General features: G+C 70.5%; 21 protein-coding genes. 5 read left to right on the forward strand and 16 right to left on the reverse strand.

The genetic code is table 11. The annotated features are described in order from the left end of the window. Nucleotides 1-17: 17 nt before the first annotated feature. Nucleotides 18-4313 carry a discoidin domain-containing protein gene (locus ACFXJ5_RS30360; RefSeq protein ID WP_384637959.1) on the reverse strand — a complete coding sequence of 1432 codons (4296 nt, stop codon included), beginning with the start codon at nucleotides 4311-4313 and terminating at the stop codon, nucleotides 18-20. A gap of 385 nt (nucleotides 4314-4698) precedes the next feature. Between ACFXJ5_RS30360 and ACFXJ5_RS30365 the strand changes: the two genes are divergently transcribed. Continuing rightward, a complete protein-coding gene (locus tag ACFXJ5_RS30365; RefSeq protein WP_384637962.1) occupies nucleotides 4699-6390 on the forward strand; it encodes a discoidin domain-containing protein in 1692 nt (563 codons plus the stop codon). 142 nt (nucleotides 6391-6532) lie between these two features. Then, nucleotides 6533-7342, forward strand: coding sequence for an SDR family NAD(P)-dependent oxidoreductase (locus tag ACFXJ5_RS30370; protein WP_384637965.1), 810 nt, complete (start codon nucleotides 6533-6535; stop codon nucleotides 7340-7342). A gap of 39 nt (nucleotides 7343-7381) precedes the next feature. Here the strand turns inward: ACFXJ5_RS30370 and ACFXJ5_RS30375 are convergent, their stop codons facing one another. Continuing rightward, entirely contained in the window at nucleotides 7382-8122 is a 741-nt protein-coding gene (locus tag ACFXJ5_RS30375; RefSeq protein WP_384637968.1) for a GntR family transcriptional regulator, read from the reverse strand. 158 nt (nucleotides 8123-8280) lie between these two features. Here ACFXJ5_RS30375 and ACFXJ5_RS30380 point away from each other — a divergent pair, with 158 nt between their 5' ends. Then, nucleotides 8281-9261: an alpha/beta fold hydrolase gene (locus tag ACFXJ5_RS30380; protein ID WP_384637971.1), complete on the forward strand. Its 981-nt coding sequence runs from the start codon at nucleotides 8281-8283 to the stop codon at nucleotides 9259-9261. A gap of 20 nt (nucleotides 9262-9281) precedes the next feature. Here ACFXJ5_RS30380 and ACFXJ5_RS30385 read toward each other — a convergent pair whose 3' ends face one another. Genes ACFXJ5_RS30385 through ACFXJ5_RS30405 form a run of 5 tightly spaced genes read right to left on the reverse strand, consistent with a single transcriptional unit; the run spans nucleotide 9282 to nucleotide 14266 of the window. After that, nucleotides 9282-9785 carry a carboxymuconolactone decarboxylase family protein gene (locus ACFXJ5_RS30385; protein WP_384637974.1) on the reverse strand — a complete coding sequence of 168 codons (504 nt, stop codon included), beginning with the start codon at nucleotides 9783-9785 and terminating at the stop codon, nucleotides 9282-9284. 11 nt (nucleotides 9786-9796) lie between these two features. Continuing rightward, the gene (locus ACFXJ5_RS30390) at nucleotides 9797-11287 is read right to left on the reverse strand and encodes a carboxylesterase/lipase family protein (protein WP_384637977.1); all 1491 of its coding nucleotides are present in this window, start codon (nucleotides 11285-11287) and stop codon (nucleotides 9797-9799) included. Further along, nucleotides 11284-12543, reverse strand: a complete 1260-nt coding sequence (locus ACFXJ5_RS30395) for an amidohydrolase family protein (RefSeq protein ID WP_384637980.1) — start codon at nucleotides 12541-12543, stop codon at nucleotides 11284-11286. Before ACFXJ5_RS30395 ends, ACFXJ5_RS30390 begins: the two co-directional genes overlap by 4 nt. Next, nucleotides 12544-13389 (reverse strand): fumarylacetoacetate hydrolase family protein, encoded by an 846-nt coding sequence (locus ACFXJ5_RS30400; protein WP_384637982.1) that lies wholly within the window; start codon nucleotides 13387-13389, stop codon nucleotides 12544-12546. A 4-nt stretch (nucleotides 13390-13393) separates the two neighbouring features. Continuing rightward, nucleotides 13394-14266 (reverse strand): fumarylacetoacetate hydrolase family protein, encoded by an 873-nt coding sequence (locus ACFXJ5_RS30405; protein ID WP_384637985.1) that lies wholly within the window; start codon nucleotides 14264-14266, stop codon nucleotides 13394-13396. Between the two features lie 108 nt (nucleotides 14267-14374). On the opposite strand from ACFXJ5_RS30405, the gene ACFXJ5_RS30410 reads away from it, so the two are divergent. Further along, on the forward strand, nucleotides 14375-15118 hold the full coding sequence (locus tag ACFXJ5_RS30410) for an SDR family NAD(P)-dependent oxidoreductase (RefSeq protein ID WP_384637987.1): 744 nt from the start codon (nucleotides 14375-14377) through the stop codon (nucleotides 15116-15118). Nucleotides 15119-15155: 37 nt separating this feature from the next. Further along, complete coding sequence (locus ACFXJ5_RS30415) at nucleotides 15156-15938, forward strand: SDR family NAD(P)-dependent oxidoreductase (protein WP_384637990.1); 783 nt, start codon at nucleotides 15156-15158, stop codon at nucleotides 15936-15938. Between the two features lie 127 nt (nucleotides 15939-16065). On the opposite strand, the gene ACFXJ5_RS30420 is transcribed toward ACFXJ5_RS30415, so the two are convergent. The 9 genes from ACFXJ5_RS30420 to ACFXJ5_RS30460 form a co-directional block, all read right to left on the reverse strand. Continuing rightward, the gene (locus ACFXJ5_RS30420) at nucleotides 16066-18051 is read right to left on the reverse strand and encodes a hypothetical protein (protein ID WP_384637993.1); all 1986 of its coding nucleotides are present in this window, start codon (nucleotides 18049-18051) and stop codon (nucleotides 16066-16068) included. A 98-nt stretch (nucleotides 18052-18149) separates the two neighbouring features. After that, nucleotides 18150-18569 (reverse strand): VOC family protein, encoded by a 420-nt coding sequence (locus tag ACFXJ5_RS30425; protein ID WP_384637996.1) that lies wholly within the window; start codon nucleotides 18567-18569, stop codon nucleotides 18150-18152. Then, nucleotides 18566-19372: an ABC transporter ATP-binding protein gene (locus ACFXJ5_RS30430; protein WP_384637999.1), complete on the reverse strand. Its 807-nt coding sequence runs from the start codon at nucleotides 19370-19372 to the stop codon at nucleotides 18566-18568. Before ACFXJ5_RS30430 ends, ACFXJ5_RS30425 begins: the two co-directional genes overlap by 4 nt. Further along, nucleotides 19369-20136: an ABC transporter permease gene (locus ACFXJ5_RS30435; protein ID WP_384638001.1), complete on the reverse strand. Its 768-nt coding sequence runs from the start codon at nucleotides 20134-20136 to the stop codon at nucleotides 19369-19371. Before ACFXJ5_RS30435 ends, ACFXJ5_RS30430 begins: the two co-directional genes overlap by 4 nt. Nucleotides 20137-20152: 16 nt before the next feature. After that, the gene (locus tag ACFXJ5_RS30440) at nucleotides 20153-20989 is read right to left on the reverse strand and encodes an ABC transporter permease (protein WP_384638004.1); all 837 of its coding nucleotides are present in this window, start codon (nucleotides 20987-20989) and stop codon (nucleotides 20153-20155) included. Nucleotides 20990-21001: 12 nt separating this feature from the next. Next, nucleotides 21002-22024 carry an ABC transporter substrate-binding protein gene (locus ACFXJ5_RS30445; protein WP_384638008.1) on the reverse strand — a complete coding sequence of 341 codons (1023 nt, stop codon included), beginning with the start codon at nucleotides 22022-22024 and terminating at the stop codon, nucleotides 21002-21004. After that, nucleotides 22018-23367, reverse strand: coding sequence for an FAD-binding oxidoreductase (locus tag ACFXJ5_RS30450; protein WP_384638011.1), 1350 nt, complete (start codon nucleotides 23365-23367; stop codon nucleotides 22018-22020). Before ACFXJ5_RS30450 ends, ACFXJ5_RS30445 begins: the two co-directional genes overlap by 7 nt. Nucleotides 23368-23570: 203 nt before the next feature. After that, nucleotides 23571-24941: an FAD-binding oxidoreductase gene (locus tag ACFXJ5_RS30455; protein WP_384638014.1), complete on the reverse strand. Its 1371-nt coding sequence runs from the start codon at nucleotides 24939-24941 to the stop codon at nucleotides 23571-23573. Beyond that, nucleotides 24938-25864, reverse strand: coding sequence for an amidohydrolase family protein (locus tag ACFXJ5_RS30460; RefSeq protein ID WP_384638016.1), 927 nt, complete (start codon nucleotides 25862-25864; stop codon nucleotides 24938-24940). Before ACFXJ5_RS30460 ends, ACFXJ5_RS30455 begins: the two co-directional genes overlap by 4 nt. Nucleotides 25865-25869: the final 5 nt, after the last annotated feature.

Consider the following 25869-nt stretch of genomic DNA (forward strand, 5'->3'; position numbering starts at 1 on the left):
GTGTGCGGCGCCCTCCGCTACGGGTTGATGTTGATGGTGAAGGTGGACGTCGTGTTCTTGATGTCCAGGTAGTTGTCGCTCATCTTGAGGTTGTTGAAGGTGACGGACCCGACCGCCGGACCCTGGCCTGCCTCGGGCAACTCGTTGGCCCACAGACCGAAGCCGGACTTGGCGTCGTAGGCGTCACCGCTGCGGTGGGCGCCGGTGATCGTCACGTTCGTGAGGATGGTGTCCTTGATCGGGTTCTGCGGCTGGCCCCCGACGTAGTTGGTCTGGAACATGATCCCGCTGTAGGTCGGGGACACGATGTCCACGTCGCTGACGCGGATGCCCTGGAAGACCTTCGAGGCGGAGAAGAGCCAGATCCCCGGGAAGGTCTGCCCGCCCCAGAAGTGGCCGCCGCAGCGGACGATGGAGATGTTCTGGATGTTGGTCGGGTCGGTCCCGAAGCCGTTCATCGGGTAGCCGAAGTCCAGGGAGCTGATGGTGACTCCGGAGTAGACCAGCGTGTCCGCGATGTAGATGTTGCGGAACGTGTTGGCGTAGCCGCCGTAGACGGCGATGCCCGCGGCGCGCCAGGTCAGCAGGGAGGTCAGGTTCTCGTACAGGTTGTTCTTCTCGTCCGCGCCGCCCGAGTCGATCGCCGAGAACAGGGCGAAGCTGTCGTCGCCTGTGGCGCGGGCCTCGATGTTGTTGAGGTGGTTGTCCGTGCTGCCGTTCGTCATGTTGATGCCGTCGGCGAACGTGTCACGGATACGGGAGTTGGTGATGGTGATGCTGTCGGTGTTGGCGCCCCAGTACAGGCAGACCGTGTGCTCGTTCCAGACGTTGTCGATGGTGATGTTGGCGACGCTGGAGAAGTCGAACACCTTGCCCGGCCCGTCGATGCGGGACGTGTAGTTGCCGAAGAAGGAGAAGCCGGAGAAGGACGACCCGTTCGCCGTGGAGTCCGCCCGGAAGCCGGCGTCCGTGTTCGACTGGCTGGCCGGGGTGCTGAACCGGGTGTACCAGGGTCCGGCGCCGATCACCTTGACGGCCTTGCCGTACACCTGGAACTTGCTGGACGTGGAGTAGTCGCCCGGCGGCAGGTAGACACCCTTGATCGTGCCCGTGGTGTCCATGCGCGCCTTGTCGAGGGCGTTCTGGACGTCCTGCTGGGTGAACCCGGTGGGTGCGGTGTACGCGGCCGGGTCGGGGTTGGCGATGGGTGCGACCTGCTCGGTGTTGACGAAGTCCACCGCGTAGTTGGTGCTGTTGGCCGCGTCCTTCTGCAGCTTGATCTTGGCACCGGCCGGCACGGTGGTGCCGAGCATCATGTTGGCTTCGTCGTATATGTGCCGGGGGCTGCCGTCGCCCGGGCTGTTGCCGGGAGCGGTCTCGCTGCCGTACAGCCAGGCGTACTTCGAGGTGAGGTCGATGGCCTTGAGGAAGGTCCCGTTGACGTAGACGTCGAGGGTGGAGTCGATGCCTCCGCCGCCCGCCGAGTCGGGGATGGAGTAGCGCACGACCAGGGTGTTGGTGCTGGCCCTGGTGGTGAACTCGACCGAGCTTCCGGTGCTGTTGAGAGTGACCGCCTTGCGCCCGGAGGCCTCGCCCGCCACGTCGCCGACGGTCCGGTTCGGGCCGACGACGGCCGCGCCGCCGGCCAGGACGCCGTCCTCGGCCTCGTACATGTCGTACGGCATGTTGGCGCCGCGTCCGACGTACAGGGACTGCGTGCTGGTGTTGTTGGCCTGCTTGACGGAGAGCTCGTTGGCGTCGGCGGCGATGACCGTCTTGACGCTGTACTTGCCGTCGGCCGCGGTCCAGGTGCCGAGGGAGACCGGGCTGGTGGTGCTGCCGGGGTTGATGGTGCCGGTGTACGAACCGGTGAGCGTCTTGACGACGCTGCCGCTCGCGGTGTCGGTGACGGTCAGGGTGATGCCGTGCGCGCCGCTCGCGGTGGCCACGGTGCCCTGGTTCTTGAGGGCCACCGAGAAGGTGACGGTGTTGCCGTTGGCCGGGTTGTTCGGCGTCCAGGCGACGGGGGAGGCGATCAGGTCGGAGCTGTCCACCGGCTTCACCACCAGGGGGGTGGGGCTGGCGTAGCTGTTGTTGGTGTCGTTCTGCTCGATGACGGTGCCGGCCTCGTCGACGGTGGCGCTGAGCGGGTAACTCCCCGCGTCACGCGTGCCGATGTTCGCCGTGACGGTGCTGGAGGCGCCGGCGGCGAGGGCGCCGACCGATGCCGTACCGGCCTTGGTGGTGCCCAGGTAGAAGGTGACCGCGGTGGCGGCGGACGGCAGGTTGCCGATGTTCTTGACGGTGGCGGACAGGGTGACGGCGTCGGTCTCGACCGGTGCCGAGGGCGACACGGACATGCCCGTGACGGTCAGGTCCGGGTTCGGCGCCGGGGTGCCGATCACCTGGAACTCGGCGACCTGGCCGCCGCCCGCGCCGGTGTTGGCCGTGAACTGCAGCCGTACGTCGGCGACCGTGGCCGTGACCGGGATGGTCACGGTGTTGCCGGTGGCCGGGTTGAACGTGTAGTCGGCGGCCGCCTTGAGACTGGTGTAGGCGGTGGCGCTCTGGTCGCGGCCCAGCACCTGGATGGTCTGGGTGCGCGTGCCCCAGGCGCTGTCGGGGTTGAGCTTGAGCACCAGCGAGGTGACGTCCGCGTTGGCGCCGAGCGAGACGGTCAGGGTGTTGGGGTAGCTGCCGCCCGCGCCCTCCCAGTAGGTCGTCACGCTGTTGTCGTTGGCGTTGGTGGCGACGAAGTTCTGGGTGGTGGAGGAGGCGGTGATGGGCTTGCCGACCGCCATGTTCGACCCGTTGCCGCTGGTCGAGCCGTTGCGGGTGACGGTGGCGCTGGCGACGCTGCGGTTGCCGGCGGCGTCCTTGGCCTTGACGTAGTACGAGACGGTCGCCGAGTCGGGCTGGCTGTCGGTGTACGTCAGGGTGCCCCCGGCGACCGTGGTGAGCAGTACGTCGTTGGCGTAGACCTCGTAGCCGGTGACGCCGACGTTGTCGGAGGAGGCGCTCCAGGTCAGCTTGATCTGACCGGAGGCCGGCTGGGTGTACGCGAGGTTGGTGGGCTGGGTCGGCGCCTGGGTGTCGCCACTGGCGCCGGTGCGGGTGACGCTGTTGCTGTTGGCCGACTGGTTGCCGGCGGCGTCCTTGGCCCGTACGTAGTAGGTCACCGTGGCGCTGTCGGGCTGGCTGTCGGTGAAGGTCAGGACGGTGCCGGCGACGCTGGTGCGCAGGGTGCCGTCGGCGTAGACGTCATAGCCGGTGACGCCGACGTTGTCGGTGGCCGCGTTCCAGGTCAGCTTGATCTGGCCGGACGCGGGCTGGGTGTAGGCCAGGCCGGTCGGGGCGCTGGGCGCGGTGACGTCACCGGTGGCGGGGCCGTAGACCTCCAGCTCGGACACCTGCGCGGCGGGCTGCCCGGTGTTGGCGGTGACGTTGATGCGCAGATAGCGCGTGGTCGTGGTGGACAGGGTGATGGTCACCGTGTTGCTCGACGACGGGTCGAAGGCGTAGTCGTGCGACGCCACCAGGTCGGTGAAGGCCGAGCCGTCGGTGCTGCCCCGCACGGACAGCGTCTGCGTCCGGGCTCCCCAGCTCGACGGCAGCTTGAGCACCACCTTGTTCACGCCGACCGAGGCCCCGAGGTCGGCCTGGATCCACTGTGGGAGGGCGTTGTTGCTGCTCTCCCAGTAGCTGTCCTGGTTGCCGTCGTTGGCGTTGCCGGGGGTGTACGGGGAGGTGCTGCTGCTCGCGGTCAGGGTCTTGCCCGAGGCGAGGTTGTCGGTCGCGAAGGTGGCCGCGTAGACCTCGAGCTCCGAGACCTGCGCGGCGGCCCAGCCGGTGTTGGCGGTGATGTTCAGGCGTACGTACCGGGCGCTGGTGGCGCCGAAGTCGATCCTGACCGTGTTGCCGGACCCGGGGGCGAAGTCGTGCGCCGCCGAGCCGGAGATGGTGGAGAAGCTGACGCCGTCAGCGCTGCCCTGGACGGAGAAGGTCTGCGTCCTGGCACCCCAGGCAGCGGGGAGTTTCACCGCGACCTGGCCGATGCTCTGGCTGCTGCCGAGGTCGACCTGGACCCACTGCGGGAAGGAGCTGCCGGAACTCTCCCAGTACGTGTCCTGGTTGCCGTCGGTGACATTGGCGACGCCGTAGCCGCTGTTGGTACTGCTCGCGGTGGCCGATCTGCCGGCCGCGAGGTTGGGGCCGCCGGCGGCTGCCGCCGGCAGGGTCGTCAAGCCGAACAGCACCAGGCCCGCCGCGATCACCCCCGCCAGCAGCCGCAAGATCGAGCGGTTCCTTCGCATGGTCACTCCTGTGCCTCTCGTCCCGGAGTTGTTGGTGCCATGACATAGATCACGTGCGGGGAGTCCCTGATCTCCCGTACGGCCGACGCCACCGAGCAGCGCTCCCACGGAAGTTGCAGCGATCATTCACTTAATTGCGGTATTCGAGCCGATAGTTGCAGAGGGTTTTCCAGGCGTCTACGGTCACGACCGGCCGTTTTGACGGACTGCCGGCTGCCTGGCAACGGAATGCCGTGTTCATGACGTCTACTTGCGGAGAGTCGACAAGTTATTGCGCAAGTTGCTTGAACTCTTGCTGTCGCAGCGCGGGCTGACTACGCTCTGCCGCCCCCACACCTGGTCCCGCCACGGACTACCCACGCGGGACGCGACGCGAGGAGATCCGATGCCCCTCACCCGACGGTCGTTACTCGCCGCGGCAGCGGCAGCACCCGTTCTGGCGGCTGTGCCGCTCACCCCCGGTACGGCGTACGCACGCACCGCCGCTCCCCAGGCCGGCACGCCCGGCGATGTCGTCGGCAAGATCACGGTGGGTTACCAGGGCTGGTTCGCCTGCCCCGGTGACGGCGCCCCGATCAACGGGTGGTGGCACTGGAGCCAGGACTGGTCCAAGGCCCCCTCCCCGTCGAACAAGGCCATCGTCGCCTGGCCCGACATGACCGACTACGCCAAGGGCTACGCGACCGGTTTCGGCAACCTCGGCAGCGGCGCCCCCGCGACCCTCTTCTCCTCCTACGACGACCAGACCGTCGACACCCACTTCACGTGGATGCAGCAGAACGGCTGCGACACAGCCGCCCTCCAGCGCTTCAACCCCAACGGCTCCGAGGGCCCGACCCGGGACGCGATGGCCGCCAAGGTCCGCAGCGCCGCCGAGGCGCACGGTCGGAAGTTCTACGTCATGTACGACGTGAGCGGCTGGTCGGCCATGCAGGCGGAGATCAAGGCCGACTGGACCAGCAAGATGTCCGCCCACACCGCGTCGTCCGCCTACGCCCGGCAGAGCGGCAAGCCGGTGGTGGGCGTGTGGGGCTTCGGCTTCAACGACCCGAACCACCCGTGGAGTCCGGCGGAATGCCTCGACGTGGTGAACTGGTTCAAGGCCCAGGGCTGTTACGTCATGGGCGGCGTGCCCACGTACTGGCGTACCGGCGTGAACGACTCCCGGTCCGGCTACCTCGACGTCTACCACGCCTTCAACATGATCTCGCCCTGGATGGTCGGCAGAATCGGCACCGCCGCGGACTCCGACGCCTTCTACTCCTCCTGTACGGTCCCCGACCAGGCCGACTGCAACGCCCAGGGCATCGACTACCAGCCCTGCGTCCTGCCCGGCGACATCTCGGCCCGCCAGCGGGCCCACGGGGACTTCATGTGGCGGCAGTTCTACAACGTCGTGCGGGCCGGCGCCCAGGGCGTCTACATCTCGATGTTCGACGAGTACAACGAGGGCAACCAGATCGCCAAGACCGCCGCCACCTCCGCTCAGATCCCCGTCAACTCCGGCTTCCTGGCCCTCGACGAGGACGGCACGGCCTGCTCCTCCGACTACTACCTGCGGCTCACGGCCGACGGCGGCAACATGCTCAAGGGCCAGATCGCCCTGACCGCCACCCGCCCCACCCAACCGGTGACCGGCGGCGGCACCGGCCAGCCGCCGAACCTCGCCCTGCACAAGCCGGTGTCGGAGAGCAGCCACACCCAGACGTACGCCTGCGCCAACGCCGTCGACGGAAACAGCGACACCTACTGGGAGAGCGCCAACAACGCCTTCCCGCAATGGATTCAGGTCGACCTCCAGACGGCGGCGACGGTGGCCCGGGTCGTCCTCACCCTGCCTCCGGCGAGCGCCTGGGCCACCAGGACGCAGACCCTCTCCGTCCTGGGCAGCACGGACGGCTCCGCCTTCAGCACGCTCGCCGGGTCCGTCCGCTCCACCTTCGACCCCGCCACCGGCAACACGGCGACCGTGTCGCTGCCATCGGCGACGGTCACGCGGTACGTGCGGCTGGTCTTCACCGCCAACACCGGCTGGCCTGCCGGACAGGTGTCGGAGGTCCAGCTGTACGCGTCGTAAGACGCACCGCCGGGGCGTTATCTGTCGACACGACTTCCCTGTGAGCGCGTCCGCGAGCCTTGACACGGCATTAGTGTCGACACTAGGAAGGAGGTGGAGGGTCGCTACCGCGGCCCGGTGGCACTCCGACGAGGAGAACGACGTGGCTGCTTCCCTTCCCGATCCCGTACGTCCCGGCCAGGCGGGCCGGCTGTCCGGCAAGGTCGCTCTCGTCACGGGCGCCGGCGCCGGTATCGGGCAGGGGTGCGCGCTGCTGTTCGCCGCGCAGGGCGCTGCCGTGGTCGGCTGCGACATCGACTCGGCAGCCGCCGAGCGCACCGAGAAGGAGGCCCGGGGACGCGGGCTCGACGTACGGATGGTTCATCCGTGCGACATGACGGATCCGGCCGAGGTGCAGCGCTTCGTGGCCGAGGCGGTGGCGCTGCACGGCCGGATCGACATCCTGGTGACCGCCGGCGCCATCCCGCCGCACATGGCGTCAGCGGCCGAGATGGACTTCGAGGAGCAGTGGACGCCGACCATCCGCGGTGAAGTGGACGTGGCCTTTCTGCCCTGCCAGGCCGCCTGGCCGCACCTCGAGGCCTCCGGCGGCGGCTCGATCATCAACTTCGCCTCGGTGAACGCCTTCCGGGGCAGTTCCACCTTCGGGATGATCGCCCACTGCGCCGGGAAGTCCGCCGTTCTCGGGCTGACCCGCCAGCTCGCGGTCGAGGGCGGACCGCTCGGGATCCGGGCCAACACCATCTCTCCCGGCATGGTGCGCACCCCGGCCACCGAATCCGCCGGGGCACACGAGGGCGGTACGCGAGACGCCCTGCTGGCCCGCATCCCGCTGGGGCGGGTCGGAACGCCCGAGGACATCGCCTGGTGTGCCGTCTACCTGGCTTCCGACGAGGCGGCGTGGGTGACCGGCGCCAACTTCCCTGTCGACGGCGGGGTGATGGCCAAGTAGCCAGGCCAAGTAGCCAGGCCGAGTAGCCACGTGGCGGGGTCACGAGACCGCGCGGCGCTTCCGGGGGCTCTTGCCGGTGGCGGCCGCCTCCGGTTCCAACTGCTCCTCGACGGCCCGCAGCGCCCGTACGGTCGCGCCCGCGATCAGCGCCGAGGCAAGCTCCGCGTCGCGCTCCTCGCAGGCCTGGATCAGCCGCTCCTGGTCGTCGACGCTGTAGGCGAGGCGGCCGGGCCGGGTCAGGCTGAGGTGGCGCAGCATCAGGGTGCGCAGGGCGAGCGAGTCGAGGATCTGCTTGAGGGTCGTATTGCGGACGATCTCGGTCATCCGCTCCTGGAGATGCACATGGCTCCAGAAGTACGTGTCCACGTCCCCGGCGTCGGCCAGTTTCCGCATCCGTACGACCTGGGATCGCAGGTCGGCCATCTCCTCGTCGCTGGCGCGCTCGACGAGGAGCGCGGCGAGCATGGCCAGCAGCTGGCGCCGCACCTGGTAGATGTCGCGGATGTCCTGGAGGGAGGGTGCGGCGACGCGCGGGCGGCGGCGGGCCTTCATCTCGACCAGGCCCTCCTGCTCCAGCAGCATCAGGGCCTCGCGTACGGGCGTCCGGCTGGTGTTGAACTGGTGGGAAAGGTCGACGCTGTTGAGGTCCTGGCCGGGCTGCAGTCGGCCCTCGATGATTCCGGCGCCGACCCATTCGGCGATCTGCGCGACCAGCGGCTCACGCCGGTCGCGCAGGCGCAACAGCCGTTCCAGCACGAGGTGCGTGTCGTGATCGGTCATGCGGCGGTTCTCCATGTCTGGTCGGCGTTCACAGCCACGTCATCACTGTCGACACTATCGCAATGATTCTGCGCTATGCGCAGCGTTCTCGACTCAGGTGTCGACAGGCAGTAATCAGGACATTCAGGAAACGAGGAGAAGCAATGAGCGGAGAGCGCATGATATCCGGACCCGGTCAGGGGACGGCGGGGCCGAGTCGGCGGGCCGTCGTCACCGGCGGCACGGCCCTGGCCGCACTCGCGGTCGCCGGGGCGGGCGCCGGGCAGGCCTCGGCTGCCGGGGCCGATGCCACGGGGGCGGGGGCGGTCGCGCCCTGGGAGCCGGTCCCCGTGCCGGCGCAGGTGCCGGTGACCGAGCACCAGGTCCCGGTGTCCGGGGGCGGGAGCCTGTGGTGCTGGGACACCGGAGGCAGCGGGGAGGCCGTCGTGCTGCTGCATCCCGGTTCCGGGAGCGGCGAGAGCTGGCCGTACCAGCAGCCGGTGCTGGCCCGCGCGGGGTACCGGGTGATCGGCTACTCGCGGCGCGGGGCGTACGGCTCGGTGGCCGGGACCAAGGCCGAGGCGGACACCGTCTCCGGCGACCTGCACACCCTGGCCGACTCTCTCGGCCTGGACCGCTTCCACCTGTCGGGATCGGCGGCGGGCGGCCCGGTGGCCGTGGACTACGCCCTGTCCCACGCGGACCGGCTGCGCAGCCTCACCGTCTCCGGCAGCGTCGTCGGCATCACCGACGCGGAGTACCAGAAGCTGACCGCCGCGCTCCGGCCCGACCCGTTCGGCGACATGCCGGTCGACTTCCAGGAGCTGGGCCCCTCCTACCGCGCCGGAGACCCGGACGGGGTCGCGGCCTGGCTGGCGATCCACGAACGGGCCAGAACAGCCGACGCGTTCGCCCAGCCGACGGCGAACACCATCACCTGGGCGGCCCTCGGGACGATCGCCCTGCCGGTCCAACTCGTCACCGGCGACGCCGACCTCTACAGCCCGCCCTCCGTGATGCGCCTCAACGCCGAGCACCTCCAGGACGGCGAGACCCACATCATCCGCGAGGCGGGCCACAACCCGCACTGGGAGCAGCCTGACGCCTGGAACCGCGTGCTGCTGCACTTCCTGAACAGGCACCGCCTGCACCGCCATTGACGTGCAGTCAGCGCGCCCTCTCAGACGTCCAGGGCGACCAGGAAGCGGGAGACCATGTTGTACGCGGCGACGGTGGCCGTGAGCTCCACCAGCTCCGCCTCCGTGAAGTCGGCGCGCAGGGCCTCGAAGACCTCGTCCGGGACCTGGATGTCACGGGTCATGGCGTCCGTGTACGCGACGACCCGGCGCCGGCGCGGGTCGAGGGCCGTACTCCGAGCGGCGTCCTCGCAGCGGAGTGCGGCCAGTTGGGGGTCGCCGAGCCCGGCCGCGCGGGCCTCGGGTTCGTGGGCGGCCCATTCGTAGTCGGCGCGGTTGAGCACGGCGATGCGCAGGACGACCAGCTCCCGGATCGCCGGGGGCAGGGCGATGCGTTGCCGGATCGCCCCGAGCAGGCTGTTCCAGCCGTCGGCGAGCTGCGGGCTGTGCAGGAGCATCCGGTCCAGGGGCCGCAGCGCGCCGCCGCGTCGCTCACGGATGCGGTCGGCGATGTCGCCGCTGCCGTCGGTGCCCGGCAGTCGTGCCACGGGATGTCCTTTCACAGGGGACGGGGAAGCTGGTCGAGCAGCCGCATCGCCTCGGGCCGCTCGACGGTGCCCGTCTCGACGGTGTCGCCGAAGACCATGACGGGTGCGTCGTCGGCGCCGCTGAAGACGGGCCAGTGGGGGGTGGTCCCGCCGTTCGGGTCGCCCGAGACCACGAAGCGGGACCAGGCGTCCGCCATGGTGGTGGCCAGCTCCCGGTCGGTGTCCTGCCATGGCCAGGGCCGCTGGTCCAGGTTGTCCAGTACGTAGGGCAGTTCGGCGGTGTGGTGGACGCCGTAGCCCGGTAGGCCGTCGGGCGGGGCGGCCAGGTCGAGGCCCGGCGGGAGCGGGGGCGTACGGGCGAAGCGGTACATCCAGGTGGCCGCGCCCGTCGTCGTGCGGTGGGTCCGGGCCCAGCGCCACACGGGGTGGACGAAGCGGCTCTCCCCGGTGAACCGGCGGGCGGAGTGGCGGGCCAGGTCGGCGTCGCCGGCCGGGTAGAGGGCGTCGAAGCCGGGGCCGGCGGGTAGGTTCCGTACGCCGTCCGCGCGGGCGTAGACCGAGCCCTCGTCGAGGTTGCTGCCGACCAGCAGCGGGACGGGGTACTGGCGGCCGGAGTCGAAGACGTTGTCGGTGGCCTCGGTCAGGACGCGGCCGTCGGTGACGGGACCGAAGTGGCCCTTCAGGACCAGCTCGACACCGGAGACCCGGCGCAGCCCGGCGAGGTCCCGGCCGCCGAACTCGCCCGCCCAGCCCAGGCCTTGCTTCTGGGCCCCGGCCTGGTCGGGCAGCCGTCCCTCGGCGCGGCCGATGCCGGAAGCGCTCTGGCCGATGGCGGCGCGGAACAGCGGCCGGGCCTCCTGCGACGCCATGAGGTGGCAGATGTGGGCGGCCCCGGCGGAGTTGCCCGCGATCGTGACCCGTGCAGGGTCGCCGCCGAAGGCCGCGATGTTCTCCTGCACCCAGGTGAGGGCGGCCACGATGTCGAGGAGGCCGTAGTTGCCGGAGGCGCCGAGCCGGTTCTCGCCGGCCAGTTCGGGGTGGGCGAGGAAACCGAGGGCGCCGAGCCGGTGGTTGAGGGTGACGACGACCAGGCCCCGGGCGGCCATGGAGCGGCCGTCGTGGATGCTCTGCGAGCCGTGTCCGTAGCGGTTGCCGCCGCCGTGGATCCAGACCATGACCGGCAGCCCGGCCGACGGGGACGGCTCCGGCGTCCAGACGTTGAGATAGAGGCAGTCCTCGCTCATCACCAGGGCCCGCCGGTCGGCGAAGTTGGCGTGGTACATGATCGAGTCGCTCGGTGGCTGCGGCTGCAACGGCGCCGGAGAGAAGTCGGTCGCCCGGCGCTCGCCGTCCCAGGCGGCCGCTCGCCGGGGCGGCCGCCAGCGCAGCTCGCCGACCGGTGGCGCGGCGAAGGGGATCCCCCGGAAGACGGCCACCGTACGGTCCCACGCGCCGAGCAGACGGCCCGCAGCAGTGCTGGCCCGCGCCGGTGCGGCCGTCATGCCGGCGCCTTGTGGAAGCGGCCGTCCTTCATGATGGCCAGCAGCCGGTCGCGGTCCTGGAGGATACGGATGTCGTCGAGCGGGTCGCCGTCGACGAGGACGAGGTCGGCGAGGTAGCCGGGGCGGATCAGGCCGAGTTCGTCGCCCATGCCCATGATCTGGCCGCCGTACCGGGTGGCGGCGCGCAGCGCCTCGGTGGGCGTGAAGCCGAACCAGTCGACGAAGAGTTCCAGGTCGCGGGTGTTGCGGCCGACCGGGTTCCAGGGGAAGCCGTAGTCGCCGCCGGGGACGACGCGGATGCCGCGCCGGACCAGTTCGGGGACGACCTCGCGGACCGCTTTCGCCGTGACCTCGACCTCCATGCCGGGCTCGGGCTCGCTGTCGGCCTCGTGGAGGTTGGCATAGATGATGCCGGGGGTCGGGGCGACGAAGAGCCGGTCGCGCGCCTCGGTCAGCAGGTCGAGGGCTTCCTCGTCGGCGAAGGTGCAGTGGTAGACGGCCCGGATGCCGTGCCGTACCGCCATCTTGATCGACTCGGCGGCATGGGCGTGGGCCGTCAGCCAGACGCCGTGCTCGCGCGCGGTCGCGGAGGCGGCGGCGACCTCCTCGTCGGTGAACTGCACGATGCGCGAGGTGCCCGCGACCACCGCGCTCTCCCCGGACAGCGACAGCTTGACGATGTCGACACCCAACCCCGCCATCTCGCCGACGAATCGGCTCACCGACTCAGGGTCCGACGCCCGGCCGTCGATGCCGGGGAAGTCGTAGACCCCCGGCTCGACCATGCCCGCGCTGCCCTCCCAGGAGGCGGCCTTCAGACGGGGCCCGGGCATCCATCCCTCGGCGAAGGCCTTGCGGGCGGCGGTCTCGGTACGGGGCAGCCGGTTGCCGCCGGAGTAGGCGCTGGTGATGCCGTGGTCGAGCAGGACGCGGCCGGCGTGCGCCACGAGGAGTGCCTTCTCCTCGGCGGGCTCGTCGCGGCGGGGCGAGCGGTGCTCGACGGTGGAGCCGAAGCCGAGGTGCGCGTGGGCGTCGACCAGGCCGGGGATGAGGGTGCCGCCGCGTCCGTCGACCACCCGGGCCCCGGCCCGCAGGTCGGCCGGGATCCGGTCGGCGACGGCGGAGGCGGAGGCGGCGGCGACGGCGGTGATGCGGTTGCCCGTGACGAGGACTTCCGCGGGGAAGGGGTCGCTGCCGGTGCCGTCGAAGACCCGTACGTCCGCGTAGAGAACGGCGTTGCTGGTGCTGTCGGACATCTACTCTCCCTTCGCGCGGAACCGGTGCCGCATCTCGCCGAGGCCGCCGATCCTGCTGACCAGGGTGTCATCAGGGGTGAGGAAGCGCTGCGGCACCCGGCGGTTGCCGACGCCGGCGGGCGTGCCGGTGAAGATCAGGTCGCCGGGCCGGAGCGGGCAGAACGCGCTGAGGTGGGCGACCAGCTTCGGCACCGGGAAGATCATGTTGGCGGTGCGGTCGTGCTGCACCACCTCCCCGTTCAGCTCGCAGGTCAGCTCCAGGTCGTCACGGTCGGGCAGCTCGTCGGTGCTGACCAGCGCGGGTCCGACCGGACCGAAGCCCGGGAAGGACTTGCCCAGCGAGAACTGCGCCGGGCGGCCCGCCAGCTGGGAGATCCGCTCGGACAGGTCCTGCCCCACGGTCACCGCGACGACCGGGTCCCAGCCCTTCTCCTCCGGCACCCGGTACGCGTCGCGGCCGATGACGGCGACCATCTCCAGCTCCCAGTCGACATGGCCGGGCGGCAGCTCGACGGTCGCGTACGGCCCGGTCAGGCAGCTGGGAAACTTGGTGAACACCAGCGGCTCGGCCGGCTCCTCGTACCCCGCCTCGGCCGTGTGCGGGCGGTAGTTCAGCGCCACCGCGAACACCTGGCGCGGCTCCGGCACCGGGGCCCGCAGCTGCGACTCCTCGTACGGCACCGCCAGCGCCGGGTCCACGCCGGCGGACCAGTCGCGCAGCTCGTCCCACTGCCCGAACAGTGCCCCGGGGTCGGGCGGGAAGCGGCCGCCGCTCGCCGACGCGATGTCGATGGCGCCGTCGGCGGTCAGAAGGGCCGGGCGACCCGAGAGATTGATGATCCGCATCGCGTCACACCCACTGCTCGGCGGGCGGCGCCGGGGTGCCGTACGCGTCCTGCCAGGAGACCACGCGGTTGCGCAGGATCCCCAGGCCCTCGATCTCGGCCTCGATGACATCGCCGGGCTTCAGGTAGTTCGCGAACGGGTCCTCGGTGCTCGCCGCGACGCCCGCGATGGTGCCGGTGGTGATGATGTCGCCGGCGCTGTAGACCTGCGGCGAGTGGTAGGCCACCAGCTGCGGTATCGACACCGACATCCGCGAGGTGTTGGACTTCTGGCGTACGTCGCCGTTGACCCGGAGCTCCATGTCCAGGTTGTGCGGGTCGCCGATCTCGTCGGCGGTGACGATGTAGGGGCCGATGGGGCAGAAGGTGTCGATGCCCTTGGAGAAGGAGAAGACGCCGGACTCCATCTCCTTGCGCTGGATGTCGCGCGCGGTGATGTCGTTGAAGACCAGGTAGCCGGCGATGTGCTCGACGGCCTGCTCGGCGGTGAAGAACTTGCCCGGCTTGCCGATGATGACGGCCAGTTCGAGTTCGTAGTCGAGCTCCCGGGTCAGGTTCTCCGGGTAGACGATCGCGTCCTCGGGGCCGATGATCGCGTCGACGTTCTGGAAGAAGACGATGCCCTTGTTGACCGGGTGCGACCAGTCGACGCGGACCAGGTCCTCGTGGTGTTCACGGAAGTTGCCGGCCGTGTGGAAGAACTTCTTGGGCACGATGGGCGCCCGCAACCGGACCTCGGCGAGCGGGAAGGCCCGGCCGGTCTCGCCGACCTGTCCGCCCCGCTCGAAGAAGGCACGGGTGGACGGGACCTCGAGTTCGACGACGGTGTCGCCGTCGATGCGCCCCACGAGCCCCTCGTTGAACGTGACCAGCTTCATCAGACCTCCTGTTAACTGTCGACACTCAGCCTGCACCGGGCCCCGATCTGCGTCAAGACCTGGTCCAAGTGTGGACACCTTGCGTCGTGGTCGATTACCGTCCAGGTCATGAAGACGACGTGGGATTTCCAGGGGACGCGGGCGCTGGTCGCGGGCGCCGGAGGCATCGGAGCGGCGGTCACGGCGGCGCTGGCCGATGCCGGAGGACAGGTGGTCGTCCTCGACATCGACGAGGAGCAGCTCGCCAAGCTCGCTCGCAGCCCGGGCGTATCCGGCATCGCCGCCGACCTCACCTCCGCCGACGCCTGCCGTGCCGCCGTCACCGACGCGGCCGGACTCCTCGGCGGACTCGACGTCTTCGTGCACGCGGTCGGCACCAACGACCGCAGGCCGGTGCTCGACATCACCGACGAGGTCTGGGAGCGGATCGTCGCGATCAACCTCAACAGCGCCTTCTGGCTCGGCCAGGCCGCCGGCGCGGTCATGGTGCCGAGCGGCTACGGCCGCATCGTCTATCTGTCCTCCGTCTCCGGGCTCCTCGCGCACAAGGACCACTCGCCGTACGCCGCCACCAAGGGCGGCATCAACCAGCTGATGCGCGTGATGGCCCGCGAATGGGCGCCCTCCGGTGTCACCGTCAACGCCGTCGCCCCCGGCTACACCGAGACCGACCTCACCCGCGCATACCTCGCCCGGCCCGGCATGCGTGCCTCCATGGAGGCGCTGGTGCCGGCCGGCCGGCTCGGCCGACCCGAGGACCTGGTCGGCCCCACCCTGTTCCTCGCGTCGGAGGAGGCCGCCTTTGTCACCGGCCATGTGCTGTACGCCGACGGCGGCCGGACCCTCGTATGACCCCTCCCGCACTCCCGCACTCCCGATCGGAGACGCCATGACCGCCCCCTTCCCCCAGCGCTTCACCGGCAAGACCGTCCTCGTCACCGGCGCCGGCACCGGCTTCGGCGCCGAGATCGCGGTGCGCGCCGCCCAGGAGGGCGCCGACGTCGCCATCCACTACCGCAGTTCGCGCGAGGGCGCGGACGCCACCGCCGAGCGGGTCACCGCCCTGGGCCGCAAGGCCTTCGTCGTCCAGGCCGACATCGCCGAGCACGCCCAGATCCAGCGGATGGCCGAGGAGGTGTGGTCGTACTTCGGCCGCCTGGACGTGGCCGTCAACAATGTCGGCGACGTGGCCCGCGAGCAGATGTCCTGGCGGGACATCACCGAGGAGTCCATCGACCACGTCCTCGCCGTCGACATCAAGGGCACCCTGTTCTGCACCCACGAGTTCGGCGCCCGCATGCTGGAGCAGGGCGGCGGCGCGATCGTCAACGTCGGCTCCACGGTGGTCGTACGCGGCAGCGCCCGCGCCCCCCAGTACGCCGCGGCCAAGTACGGCATCATCGGCCTGACCAAGTCCTACGCCCAGGCCTTCGCGCCGGTCGTACGGGTCAATGTCTTCGCCCCCGGCTTCATCGAGACGCAGGCCACCCTCGGCCGCGAGGACTGGAAGAACGGCCGCGGCGAGCAGCTGCGCAAGGCCACCCCGATGGGCCGTATCCCGGGCCCCGAGGAGCTTGCCGGGCCGGCGCTGTTCCTCGCCACGGAGGACGCGAACCACATCACCGGCGGCTTCCTGATCGCCGACGGCGGCTACAACATGGTCGGCGCGTAACGCCGCGCGGAGCATGGACGTCGGCCCCCGGGGACGGGATCCCCGGGGGCCGACGTTGTGCGGCTGACGCCGCGTCGCGGGGCTCCGCCCCCGCACCCCGCTCCTCAAACTCCGGAGCGGCTGATGTTCACCCCACCGTCAGCGTGAGCGCCCCGGTGTAGCTGGTGCCCGGGGTGATGGCGGTGGCGGTTCCGTCGACCGTGAGGGACACCGTCTTCCCCGACGGGGCGGTGACCGTCGCGTCGGAGCCGATGGACAGCGCGCTGAGGTACGAGGTGCCGGTCACCGTCCACTCGGCGCCGTTCTTCAGGCCGACGATGACGCCGTTGTTGACCACCGCCTGGGCGGTGTTGGTGACCTCGCCGATCTGCAGGTACTCCGCCTTGGTGATGGTGGAGACACTGTGCTTCGACGCGCTCGCTGAGATGACGCCCTCGATGCCGGCGCCGTCGAAGGTGAGCACCAGGTTCATGCCCTGGAGGCCCGCGTTGCCGCCGCCCCAGACCGAGTTGTAGAAGTCGCCCTTCAGCGGGATGTCCGTGAAGGTGGCGGTCGCGTCACCGCTCTGAGCGGTGGTGACGTTCCAGCTGGACGACTTCGCGGGGGTCCCGGTGGGCTCGGTGTACGTCCCGATGGTCTCGGTCTTCCACGGCTTCCCCGTCACCGCGATGCTGCTGGGGCGGTCGGTGTCCATCAGCTGGAAGAGGACCCCGTTCCCGGCGTGGATCCGGGCACCCTGGGAGCCGTCCACGGTGACGGACGCCGCCGAGGCCTTCGAGAGGAAGGTGGTCTTGCGGGTACTGACCCGGGTCCCGCCGTCGATGGTCACGGCTGCGGCGCCGTACCACATGAAGCCGAACCGCCCGGAGTTGAGGTCACACGGCTGTTCGTGGAGGCGGGCCAGCTCCCTGCCGGTGAGCCCCAGCTCCAGCCCGTCGTTCAGCTCGGCGACCGCCGCCGGGGTGCTGTCGCCGTAGTGGGCGCTCCCGCTCCAGGCGATCAGGACGTAGTCCCCGACGTCGTAGCTGGAGCCGAGGATGTGCTCGGTCACATTGCCGATGGCGTACGACCCGTAGCCGACCCCTCCGGTGTTGGCGATCGCGCTGTTGATGACGGTCAGCGTGCAGTTGCTGCCGCCGTCGACGGACAGCGCACCCCAGTTCTCGGACGAGACGCGGGAGTTGATGTAGGCGGCCCTGGTGTTGGCCCCCAGCAGGTTGGTGGCCCGGACGTTGCCCTTCAGGCTCAGCATCCAGGGCACGTCCATCATGTACCGGGTGTCGCCGGTCGGGACGTACTCCGCGGGCAGCACGCCGTCCGCCGCGTGGATCCGGGAGTTCTTGACGATCACGTTGGCGGTGGCGTCGGCGATCACGGCGGTGCGGACCGCGCCCTTGTTGTCGATGGTGGCGCCGTCCACGACGAGGGTGGTGCCCGCGCCGGTGCCGACGACGGCGGCGCCGTAACCGACGAAGTCGCAGCGGCCGTTGCCGGTGAAGGCGATCCTGGGGTCGGTGAGGGTGTAGCTGCCGCCGCCCGTGACGTAGACGCCGTTGAAGGCCTCACCGGTCGAGGCGAGCCGGATGTCCTTCGCGTATGTGGTGGTGGCCTTGCCGCCGATCACGTCCGAGACGACGGACTTCGCCGGGTCGACGCCGTCGGCGTCCACGTAGACGGCCTGGCGGAAGGGGAAGGTGAGGTCGCTGAACGGGACCTCGTTCGACCCGGCCACGGTGATCACGACGTTGCCCCGGTAGGTGCCGGCGGCGATCGTGGTAGCGGCCCCTCCGTAGCCGTCGGTGAGTGCGGCCAGGGTGCTGCCGGTCTCCACCCCGTTGACGGTGACGGTGAGGCTGTAGCCGTCGGGGGCGGCTATGGCCCCGCCCTCCTCGATGGTGAGGACGGCGGCCTTGGTGGTCTCGCTGATCTCCAGGGTCTCCCCGGCCGCCACCGTGATCTTCTTGCCGGTCGCGGCCTGCGCGACGGTGGGGACGGCCAGGGCCGGGGCCATTGCGGCGGCGACCGCCACCAGCAGGGCGCGGGGCCGCGCCCTGAACGTGAACTCTCGTTCCGTCAGGAGCGAGCCGGTCGTGCGGTCTGTCCGGTTTTCCACCGTGAACTCCCTTGTTTTCCAGTGGATCTGCTCATGGCTACGCCGGCCCTGGGCCCGACACATGTCAGGGCCGGGCTCAGGACCGGGGGTCTGTGGGGTTACGCGCGGTCGATCAGCTCGATGAGATTCCCGTACGGGTCCGCCACGAAGGCCATCCGCGCGCCCGCCCTCGGGGCCGCCTGCGGAGCCATCCGTACGGTCGCGCCCGCGGCGATCAGCCGTGCGAACTCGGCGTCGACCTCGTCGGCCGAGTCGACGCACAGGCAGATGTGCCCGAAGCCCAGGGTGCCGGCCGCCTCCAGAGCGCTGCCGGCGGCCAGGCCCGGCAGCGCGCTCGGGCGGTGCATCAACTCGATGCGGTAGCCGCTCTCGTGCAGCAGCATCACCCCGCGCAGATCGGTGCCCGGGATCGCGAACACCGGGGCCGCCGTGAGCTGCAGGGCTTCGCAGTACCAGGCGATCGCGGCCTCCAGGTCCGGCACCGAGATCCCCACGTGGTCGAAACGCACCACGGTCACACCACCGCCTGCTGCGGCTTGTCGGGCGTCTTCCCGCCACGGATCTGGGTGAGGACCCGGGTGCGCAGCTCCGCGAAGCGCGGGTCGGCGCGGGTGCCGATCTGGTCGCGGTCAGCGCCGAGGTCCACGGTGAGGTTGTCGACGACCGTCGTCGGCCTGCCGCCCAGGACGACCACGCGGTCGCCCAGATAGACCGCCTCGTCGATGTCGTGGGTGACGACGATGACGGTGATGCCCAGCTTCCGGCGCAGGGACAGGGTCAGGTCCTCCAGATCGAAGCGGGACTGGGCGTCCACCGATCCGAAGGGCTCGTCCATGAGGAGTACGGGCGCCTCGTAGGCGAGGCCGCGCGCGATGGCGACCCGCTGCTGCATGCCGCCCGACAGCTGCCACGGGTACTTGTCGCCCACGTCGGACAGCCCGACGGCGGCCAGGCACTCCTCGGCCCGCTGCTTGCGCACGGCCCGCTTCACGCCCATGCCTTCCAGGGGGAAGGCGACGTTGTCCCAGACCCTCAGCCACGGCATGAGCGAGCCGCGGTAGTCCTGGAAGACCACGGCGATGTCCCCGACGGGTTTGGTGAGCGGCTCGTCCCCGTAACGGATCGTGCCCGAGGTGGGGCGGGTGAGTCCGGACAGGCAGCGCAGCAGGGTGGTCTTGCCCGCGCCGGACGGGCCCACGACGCAGACGAACTCGCCCGGGTCGACCCGCAGGGACAGCCCGTCGATGACCCGGTGCTCGTCCGGACCACGGCCGAAGGACTTGCGGACGTCCTCGACGACCAGGCTGGATCCGCGTTTCATGAGCTGACCTCGTTCCGGGAGTTGTGGTACCAGCCGAGAAGTACGTGTTCGGCCGCCAGGAGAAGCACGCTCAGGACGTAGCCGAGGATGCCGATCATGATGGTGCCGGCCCAGGTGTCCTGGACCTGGAAGCTCGATCCGCTCTGCAGGATGAAGTTGCCGAGGCCGACGGGGGATCCGTAGATCTCGCTGACCACCATGAGGACCACGGCGACCGACAGGGCGATCCGGATGCCCGCGAAGATCTGCGGCAGGGCGCCCGGCAGCACGACCTTCAGCATGCGCAGCCGCCACGGGATGCGGAAACTGTGCGCGGTCTCGTGCACGGCCGGATTGATGCCGCTCACGCCGCTGACGGTGTTGAGCAGGATCGGCCACAGCGACCCGAAGGCGATCAGGAAGACCTTCGGCCCCGATCCGATGCCCAGGGTCAGGATGATGACGGGGACGAAGGCCACCGTCGGGGTCGCCCGGGCGAAGTCGAGCAGCGGCGCGGTGGCCTGCCGCAGCAGCTTGACCTCGCCGATCACCAGGCCGGCCCCGACCCCGACTCCGGTTGCGATCGCCAGCCCGAGCACGATGTTGCGCAGCGAGAACAACAGGTCGCCGACCAGGCCGCCTTGGGTCAGCTCGGTCCACAGGGTGGCGAGCACCTGGGACAGCGGCGGGAAGTAGAAGCTGGTGCTGCCCGCGGTCGCCACGAGCAGGACGGCGAACACCAGGACCGGCAGCCACAGCTGCTTGAGCAGGGACTTCCACCACACGGTTACTCTCCCCCTCTCAGTCCGTGTGCGCCGGCGGGCGCCAGCGCAGCAGCCGGGATTCGGCGATCTGTGACAGCAGGTTGATCGCATAGCCGATCAGCCCGGCGGTGAGGATGTACGCGTACGCCTCCGCCGACGCGCCGCCCTGCTGGGCCTGTACGACCATGTGGCCGATCCCGGGGAGCGTGGTGAGCACCTCGACACCGATCGCCACCAGCACGGAGGTCGTCGCGGCCAGCCGCAGCCCGGTCATGATCGACGGGGTGGCGCTGGGCAGGATCACCCTGCGGAACCGCAGCAGCCGCGGGACGCGGTAACTCGCGGCCGTCTCCTGGATCATGGGCGTCACAGCCCTGGCCCCGTACTGGGCCTGCAGGAAGACCGGGAACACGCAGGCGATGAAGACGACCGTGGCCTTCATCGACGGCGTCGAGCCGAGCACCAGCAGGAAGACCGGCAGCAGCGCGATGACCGGGAACGACCGGAGGATGTCCACCAGCAGCCGGGACGACTGCTCGGCGGCGGCATACGTACCGGTGACCAGGCCCAGCGGGACGCCGATCACGGCGGCCACGGCGAAGCCGGTCACCGCCCCGCGCAGGGTGTCGCTCACCGCCTGCCAGTACTCCCCGCTCGCCGCGAGGTCCGGGAACTTCGCGAACACGGCCCCCGGGCCCGGCAGCGCGGTGGCGCTCACCAGCCCGGCCATGCCGACCAGCGCCCAGACCGCGAGCACCACCAGCACCGCGGAGACCTGGAGCAGGAGGATCTTGCCGCGGCCCTGGCCGTCGGCCTTCGCGCGCCTGGCCGGCGCGAGGACCGAGGCGAGGGCGCGGTCGGTTGAGGTGGCCATGGTTGTGCCGCCTCAGCTGCCGGACGTAACGGTGGGCGCCTGGTCCCAGTAAAGGGCGCTGTCCTTGGGGGCGCTGGTCAGCAGTCCGAACTCCCCCATCTTGGTGATGACGGTCCGCATGACCGTGGTGTTGGTGTTCTTGTCGAGACGGGCCGGGGTCGACGACTCGATGAAGGCGGCGGGCAGCTGCGTGTACTTCTTGTCGATCGCCCGGATCGCGTCGGGGTGGGCGTTGGCGTAGGTGATGGCCTTGGCGACGGCGTCGATGAACTTCTTCGCCGTGGCGGCGTTCGCCGACAGGTACTTCTGGCTTGCGAAGAGAAGTCCCTGGGTGATGCCCGGCAGATCGTTCATGCCGTTGCCGACGGACCGCAGCCCGGCGGCCTTTCCGGCCGCGTAGAAGGTGCCGAAGGAGAAGACGGCGTCGGTCTTGCCGCTGCTCGCCGCGTCGTTGAGCGAAGTGGTCGGCAGGGCGACGAACTTGACCTTGCTCGGGTCACCGCCGTCCTTCTGCACCAGGTACTCGGTGATGAACTGGATGGTGCCGCCCAGGGCCGCCAGGCCCACGGTCTTGCCCTCCAGGTCGGAGAAGGTCTTGATGGAGCTGCTCTTCTTCACCAGCAGGCCGTCGCTGGGGTCCCCGCCCGCCACCGCGGACTGCAGGCCCGTGACGATGCGGATCGGCATCTTCTGGGCCGCGCCCTTGAGGAAGCCCGAGCTGTCGGTCATCGCGAACTGGGCCTCGCCGTTGAGGATCGACGGGGCGTTCTGCGAGGTGTCCTGCGCGCCGGCCTTGATGGTGACAGCCAGGCCGGCCTTCTTGAAGTAGCCCTGCTGCTGGGCTATGTAGAGCGACTCGAAGATGGCGCCGTTCGAGCGCAGGACGGTGACCGGGACCAGCCCGTCCTTGTTGGCCTTGACCGTGGAGCTGCTGCCCGCGCTCCCGCCGCACGCGGCGAGCGGGGCGGCGAGGGCCAGCACCACGAGGGCGACGGTGAGTCGGCCCCGCGGGGTTCTCGAAGAGCGCTTCAGCATGAGGGTGTGCTCCTTTGCACGGAATGCGTGGCGACGGCATAGGCGGTGGTGGACTCGTGCGGGGCCATGTAGGTCCGGAAGAGCCCGTCGGGGTCGTAGGCGGCCCGTAGCTTCTCGAGGCGCTCGGCGTTGTCCGCGCTGAGCCCGAGGTCGAACCGGTCGGCGAGGTTGTTGTCGGAGAACTGCAGTCCCTTGGAAAGGTGTTGTACGGAGCCGAGCGAGCCGTGCACCCAGCTCTCGTACTCCAGGTCCCGGGCGGGGTCGGCCCAGCCGGCGTTGGGGGACAGGTAGGCCTTGGCCTGGGCGGACCAGCAGGCGTCGGCCCGCGGCGGGTAGTGGCCCCAGAGCATCCACAGCACGAAGCTCGCGCCGTCGGGGATCGTGTCGAAAACGGGGCGCGCGGCGGTGAGGATCTCCTCGGCCGGGCCGTCCGCCCAGATGCCGTCCACGGCCCAGCGCAGGCCCGCCGGGTTGAGGCGGTCGGCGATCTCGTACAACTCGCCCATGGTCGTCTCCTCGTTGACCACTGCCCGCACCGCCCGGTCGCGGAAGGGCGCGGCCTCCAGCGGGGTCAGGAGGTCCTCGCCGGTCTCCGGGGTGCAGAAGGCGGTGGCGGTGAGGGAGACGGTCGGCTCCGCCAGGCCCGGCGTGCTGTGTTTTCCCGGGGGCAAGCCCCCGGACCCCCGCCCGACTTTGGCGGAGAACTCGACGGCGGGGGAGAGGGTCTCGAGCGTGTCGTACGCCCAGGCCAGCACCTCGTCGCGGAGCTCGAGCGGGTAGCTGTGGACGGTCCGCAGGATCTTGCTGGGGCGGGGGTGGACGTCGAGGTGGAAGCGGGTGACCACGCCGAAGAAGCCGGGGCCGCTGCCACGGGCCGCCCAGAGGAGGTCGGGGTGCGAGGTGTCGGTGGCGTGCACCAGCGTGCCGTCGGCGAGTACGACGTCGATGGCACGGATGCTCAGGCAGGCCGGGCCGAGGTGGCGGGAGTTCCAGCCGTAGCCGCCGCCGAGGATGAAACCGCCGATGCCGACGGTGGGCGCGTGCCCGGTCGGGAAGAACAGCCCGTGCGGGGCGAGGAGTTCCTGGATGGCGGGGCCCTTGGCGGCGGGCTGGGCGGTCGCGGTACCGGCCGCCGGATCGACGGTGATCTCCTGCAGCAGCGAGAGGTCGATCAGCAGGCCGCCCTCGCGCACCCCGTTGCCGACCCAGCTGTGGCCCCCGGACCGGACGCTGACCGCGAGCCCTTCCGCGCGGGCGAGCCGCACGGCCTGGACCACGTCCTGCTCGTCCTTGGCGATGACGATGAGGTCGGGGAACCGGACCGGCTTGCGCTCGTTCCACACCGCGCCGAGACGGGCTGCCTCATACCCACCATCACCACGACCGATGATGGCCCCACGAAAAGCCTGGGCAGGCTTGGGACCGGATGACCTGGACGACGGGGACAACTCTGTCTCCTCTCGTGGTGTGGATATCGCGACGTTACTGTCGACACTAATCGGCGGTCAAGGGGTGTTGCGCCGCCATTTAGACCTCTCTGTCGACACTATTGCGCGCCTGTGCGGCGGCGGTGCAGCGCGAGGGCCGTTGTGGACTCCGCGGGCGACAGATACGTACGAAACAGCCCCTGCGGGTCGTATCGCTCCCGCAGCCGCTCCAGACGGCCGGCCTGCTCCGCCTCCAGCCCGTGGTCGGGCCGGTCCGCCGGATTGGCGTCCGCGAACTGGGTGCCGTGCGCCACCGGCGCCATGTCCCGCAGCGTCTCGTGGGCCCAGCGCTCGTTGCGGAGGTCGTCGGAGGGGTCGGTCCACACGGCGTTGGGCGAGAAGTACAGCCGCGACTGGGTCGACCAGCAGGCGTCCGCACACGTCGGCTGCCCGCCCCACAGCATCCACAGCAGAAAGCTCTCCCGGCTCGGCAGCCCGTCCAGAACCCCGCGCCCGGCGTCGAGCACCCGCCCCACCGGGGCGTCCGTCCAGACACCGTCGACGGCGTACCGCCTCCCCTTGGGGGTGAGGCCGTCCGACAGGGCGTACAGGTCGTCGAGTGCCGACGGCACCCGCTGGATGCTGCGCACCGCCCGGTCGATGAAGGGCGCCTTCTCCACGGGATGCAGCAGCTCGGCGCCCTCGCCCGGGCCGCAGAAGGCGACGGCGGTGAGCATCGTGGTCTGCCGCTCGATGCCGGGGGAGAAGCTGACCTTGGCGGACATCTCCAGGGAGGTCGAGATGGCCGGCACGGTGTCGTACGACCAGGCCAGCACCTCGTCGCGCAGCTCGTCCGGGAAGACGTACACGCTGCGCAGGATCTGGTCGTAGAGCGGATAGACCCTGAGGTGGAAGCGCGTCACGATGCCGAAGAACCCGGGGCCGGCCCCGCGCACCGCCCACATCAGGTCGGGGTGGGAGGCGTCGTCGGCATGGACGAGCTCGCCGTCCGCGAGGACCACGTCGACCGCCTCCACGCTGAAGCAGGCCGGGCCGAGATGGCGGGAGTTCCAGCCGTAGCCGCCGCCCAGCAGGAAGCCGCCGACGCCGACCGAGGGGCAGTGGCCGCTGGGGAAGACCAGCCCCTCGGCGGCGAGCAGTGCGTTGAGGACCGTGCCCTGGACGGCGGGGCGGACGGTGGCACGGTGGTTCGCGGCGTCGATGGTGACCTCGTCCAGGGCCGACAGGTCGATCAGCAGACCGCCGTCGCGCACTCCGTTGCCGATCCAGCTGTGGCCGCCGGAACGGATGGAGACCCGCAGGCCACGGGCGGCGGCGAAACGCACGCCCTCGCTGACGTCCCGGTCGGTCGCCGCGACCAGGACGGCGGCGGGATGGCGGTCCGGCTTGCGCTCGTTCCACACCGCGCCGAGCCGTGCCTCCTCGTAGCCCGGCGCGCCCTTGGGGAGGAAGACGCCGTCGAAGGTCATGCGGGCTCCTTACGCTGCGGCGGCTCCCCGAAGTCGAAGAACTCCGCCGGGTTGTCGACCATCAGCCGGTGCAGACGGTCGGGGTCGGGGGCGATGTCGGCCAGCAGATCCACCAGCAGGCCGTCGTCCGGGGTGGCTCCGCTGATGTTCACATGGGGGTAGTCGGTGCCCCACAGCACCCGCTGGGGCGCGTACGCCACGAGCGACGCGGCCAGCGCCACGGCGTCGGCGTACGGCGGCCCCTGGCGGGAGACCCGGTCGACCCCGCTGACCTTGAGCCAGACGTCGCCGGTGTCGAGCAGCGCGCGCAGGCTGCGCAGGGCCGGGCTGTCGGGCCCCTCGGTGATGTCCACGCGGGCGAGGTGGTCGATCACCACCCGGCCCGGGAACGCCCGGATGAGGCGGTGGAAGTCGGCGACCTCCTGCCCGGTGACGTGGAGTTCGGCGCCCCAGTCGAGGCCGTCCACCCGCTCCAGCACCGAGTCGATCTCGTCCCGGGTCGGCGCCGTCCGCAGGTGCGGCAGGAAGTTCAGCCGGAAGGCCCGGACCCCGGCGCGGTGCAGCTCCTCGATCTCCGACCGGGTGGTCGCATCGCCGATCAGCGCGACCCCGCGCAGCCGGTCGTCGCCGGCGGTCAGCGCGTCGAGGAGCACGCGGTGGTCGGAGCCGTTGGAGGACGACTGCACGACCACGGCCCGCGACAGGCCGAGATGCCGGTGCAGGGCGGCCAGTTGCTCCTTGGGGGCGTCCGGCGGAGTGAACGTGCGCTCGGGGGCGTAGGGGAAGAGCGCGGCGGGGCCGAAGACATGGCAGTGGGCGTCGCAGCTGCCGGGCGGCAGTACGAGCCGTGGTGCGCGCGGCGCCGGGTGCGGGGGCGGGCAGCCGGGGGAGGGCCCGACGGCGGTGGTCCTGGCCTCAGTCACAGCGG

The organism is Streptomyces sp. NPDC059373 (genome assembly GCF_042751495.1).
Classification (GTDB): Bacteria; Actinomycetota; Actinomycetes; order Streptomycetales; family Streptomycetaceae; genus Actinacidiphila.

Coding starts and splice junctions, on each gene's coding strand:
- ACFXJ5_RS30360 (WP_384637959.1), bottom strand. CDS start 4,313: ATGCGAAGGAACCGCTCGATCTTGCGGCTGCTGGCGGGGGTGATCGCG.
- ACFXJ5_RS30365 (WP_384637962.1), top strand. CDS start 4,699: ATGCCCCTCACCCGACGGTCGTTACTCGCCGCGGCAGCGGCAGCACCC.
- ACFXJ5_RS30375 (WP_384637968.1), bottom strand. CDS start 8,122: ATGACCGATCACGACACGCACCTCGTGCTGGAACGGCTGTTGCGCCTG.
- ACFXJ5_RS30380 (WP_384637971.1), top strand. CDS start 8,281: ATGATATCCGGACCCGGTCAGGGGACGGCGGGGCCGAGTCGGCGGGCC.
- ACFXJ5_RS30390 (WP_384637977.1), bottom strand. CDS start 11,287: ATGACGGCCGCACCGGCGCGGGCCAGCACTGCTGCGGGCCGTCTGCTC.
- ACFXJ5_RS30395 (WP_384637980.1), bottom strand. CDS start 12,543: ATGTCCGACAGCACCAGCAACGCCGTTCTCTACGCGGACGTACGGGTC.
- ACFXJ5_RS30400 (WP_384637982.1), bottom strand. CDS start 13,389: ATGCGGATCATCAATCTCTCGGGTCGCCCGGCCCTTCTGACCGCCGAC.
- ACFXJ5_RS30405 (WP_384637985.1), bottom strand. CDS start 14,266: ATGAAGCTGGTCACGTTCAACGAGGGGCTCGTGGGGCGCATCGACGGC.
- ACFXJ5_RS30410 (WP_384637987.1), top strand. CDS start 14,375: ATGAAGACGACGTGGGATTTCCAGGGGACGCGGGCGCTGGTCGCGGGC.
- ACFXJ5_RS30415 (WP_384637990.1), top strand. CDS start 15,156: ATGACCGCCCCCTTCCCCCAGCGCTTCACCGGCAAGACCGTCCTCGTC.
- ACFXJ5_RS30430 (WP_384637999.1), bottom strand. CDS start 19,372: ATGAAACGCGGATCCAGCCTGGTCGTCGAGGACGTCCGCAAGTCCTTC.
- ACFXJ5_RS30440 (WP_384638004.1), bottom strand. CDS start 20,989: ATGGCCACCTCAACCGACCGCGCCCTCGCCTCGGTCCTCGCGCCGGCC.
- ACFXJ5_RS30445 (WP_384638008.1), bottom strand. CDS start 22,024: ATGCTGAAGCGCTCTTCGAGAACCCCGCGGGGCCGACTCACCGTCGCC.
- ACFXJ5_RS30455 (WP_384638014.1), bottom strand. CDS start 24,941: ATGACCTTCGACGGCGTCTTCCTCCCCAAGGGCGCGCCGGGCTACGAG.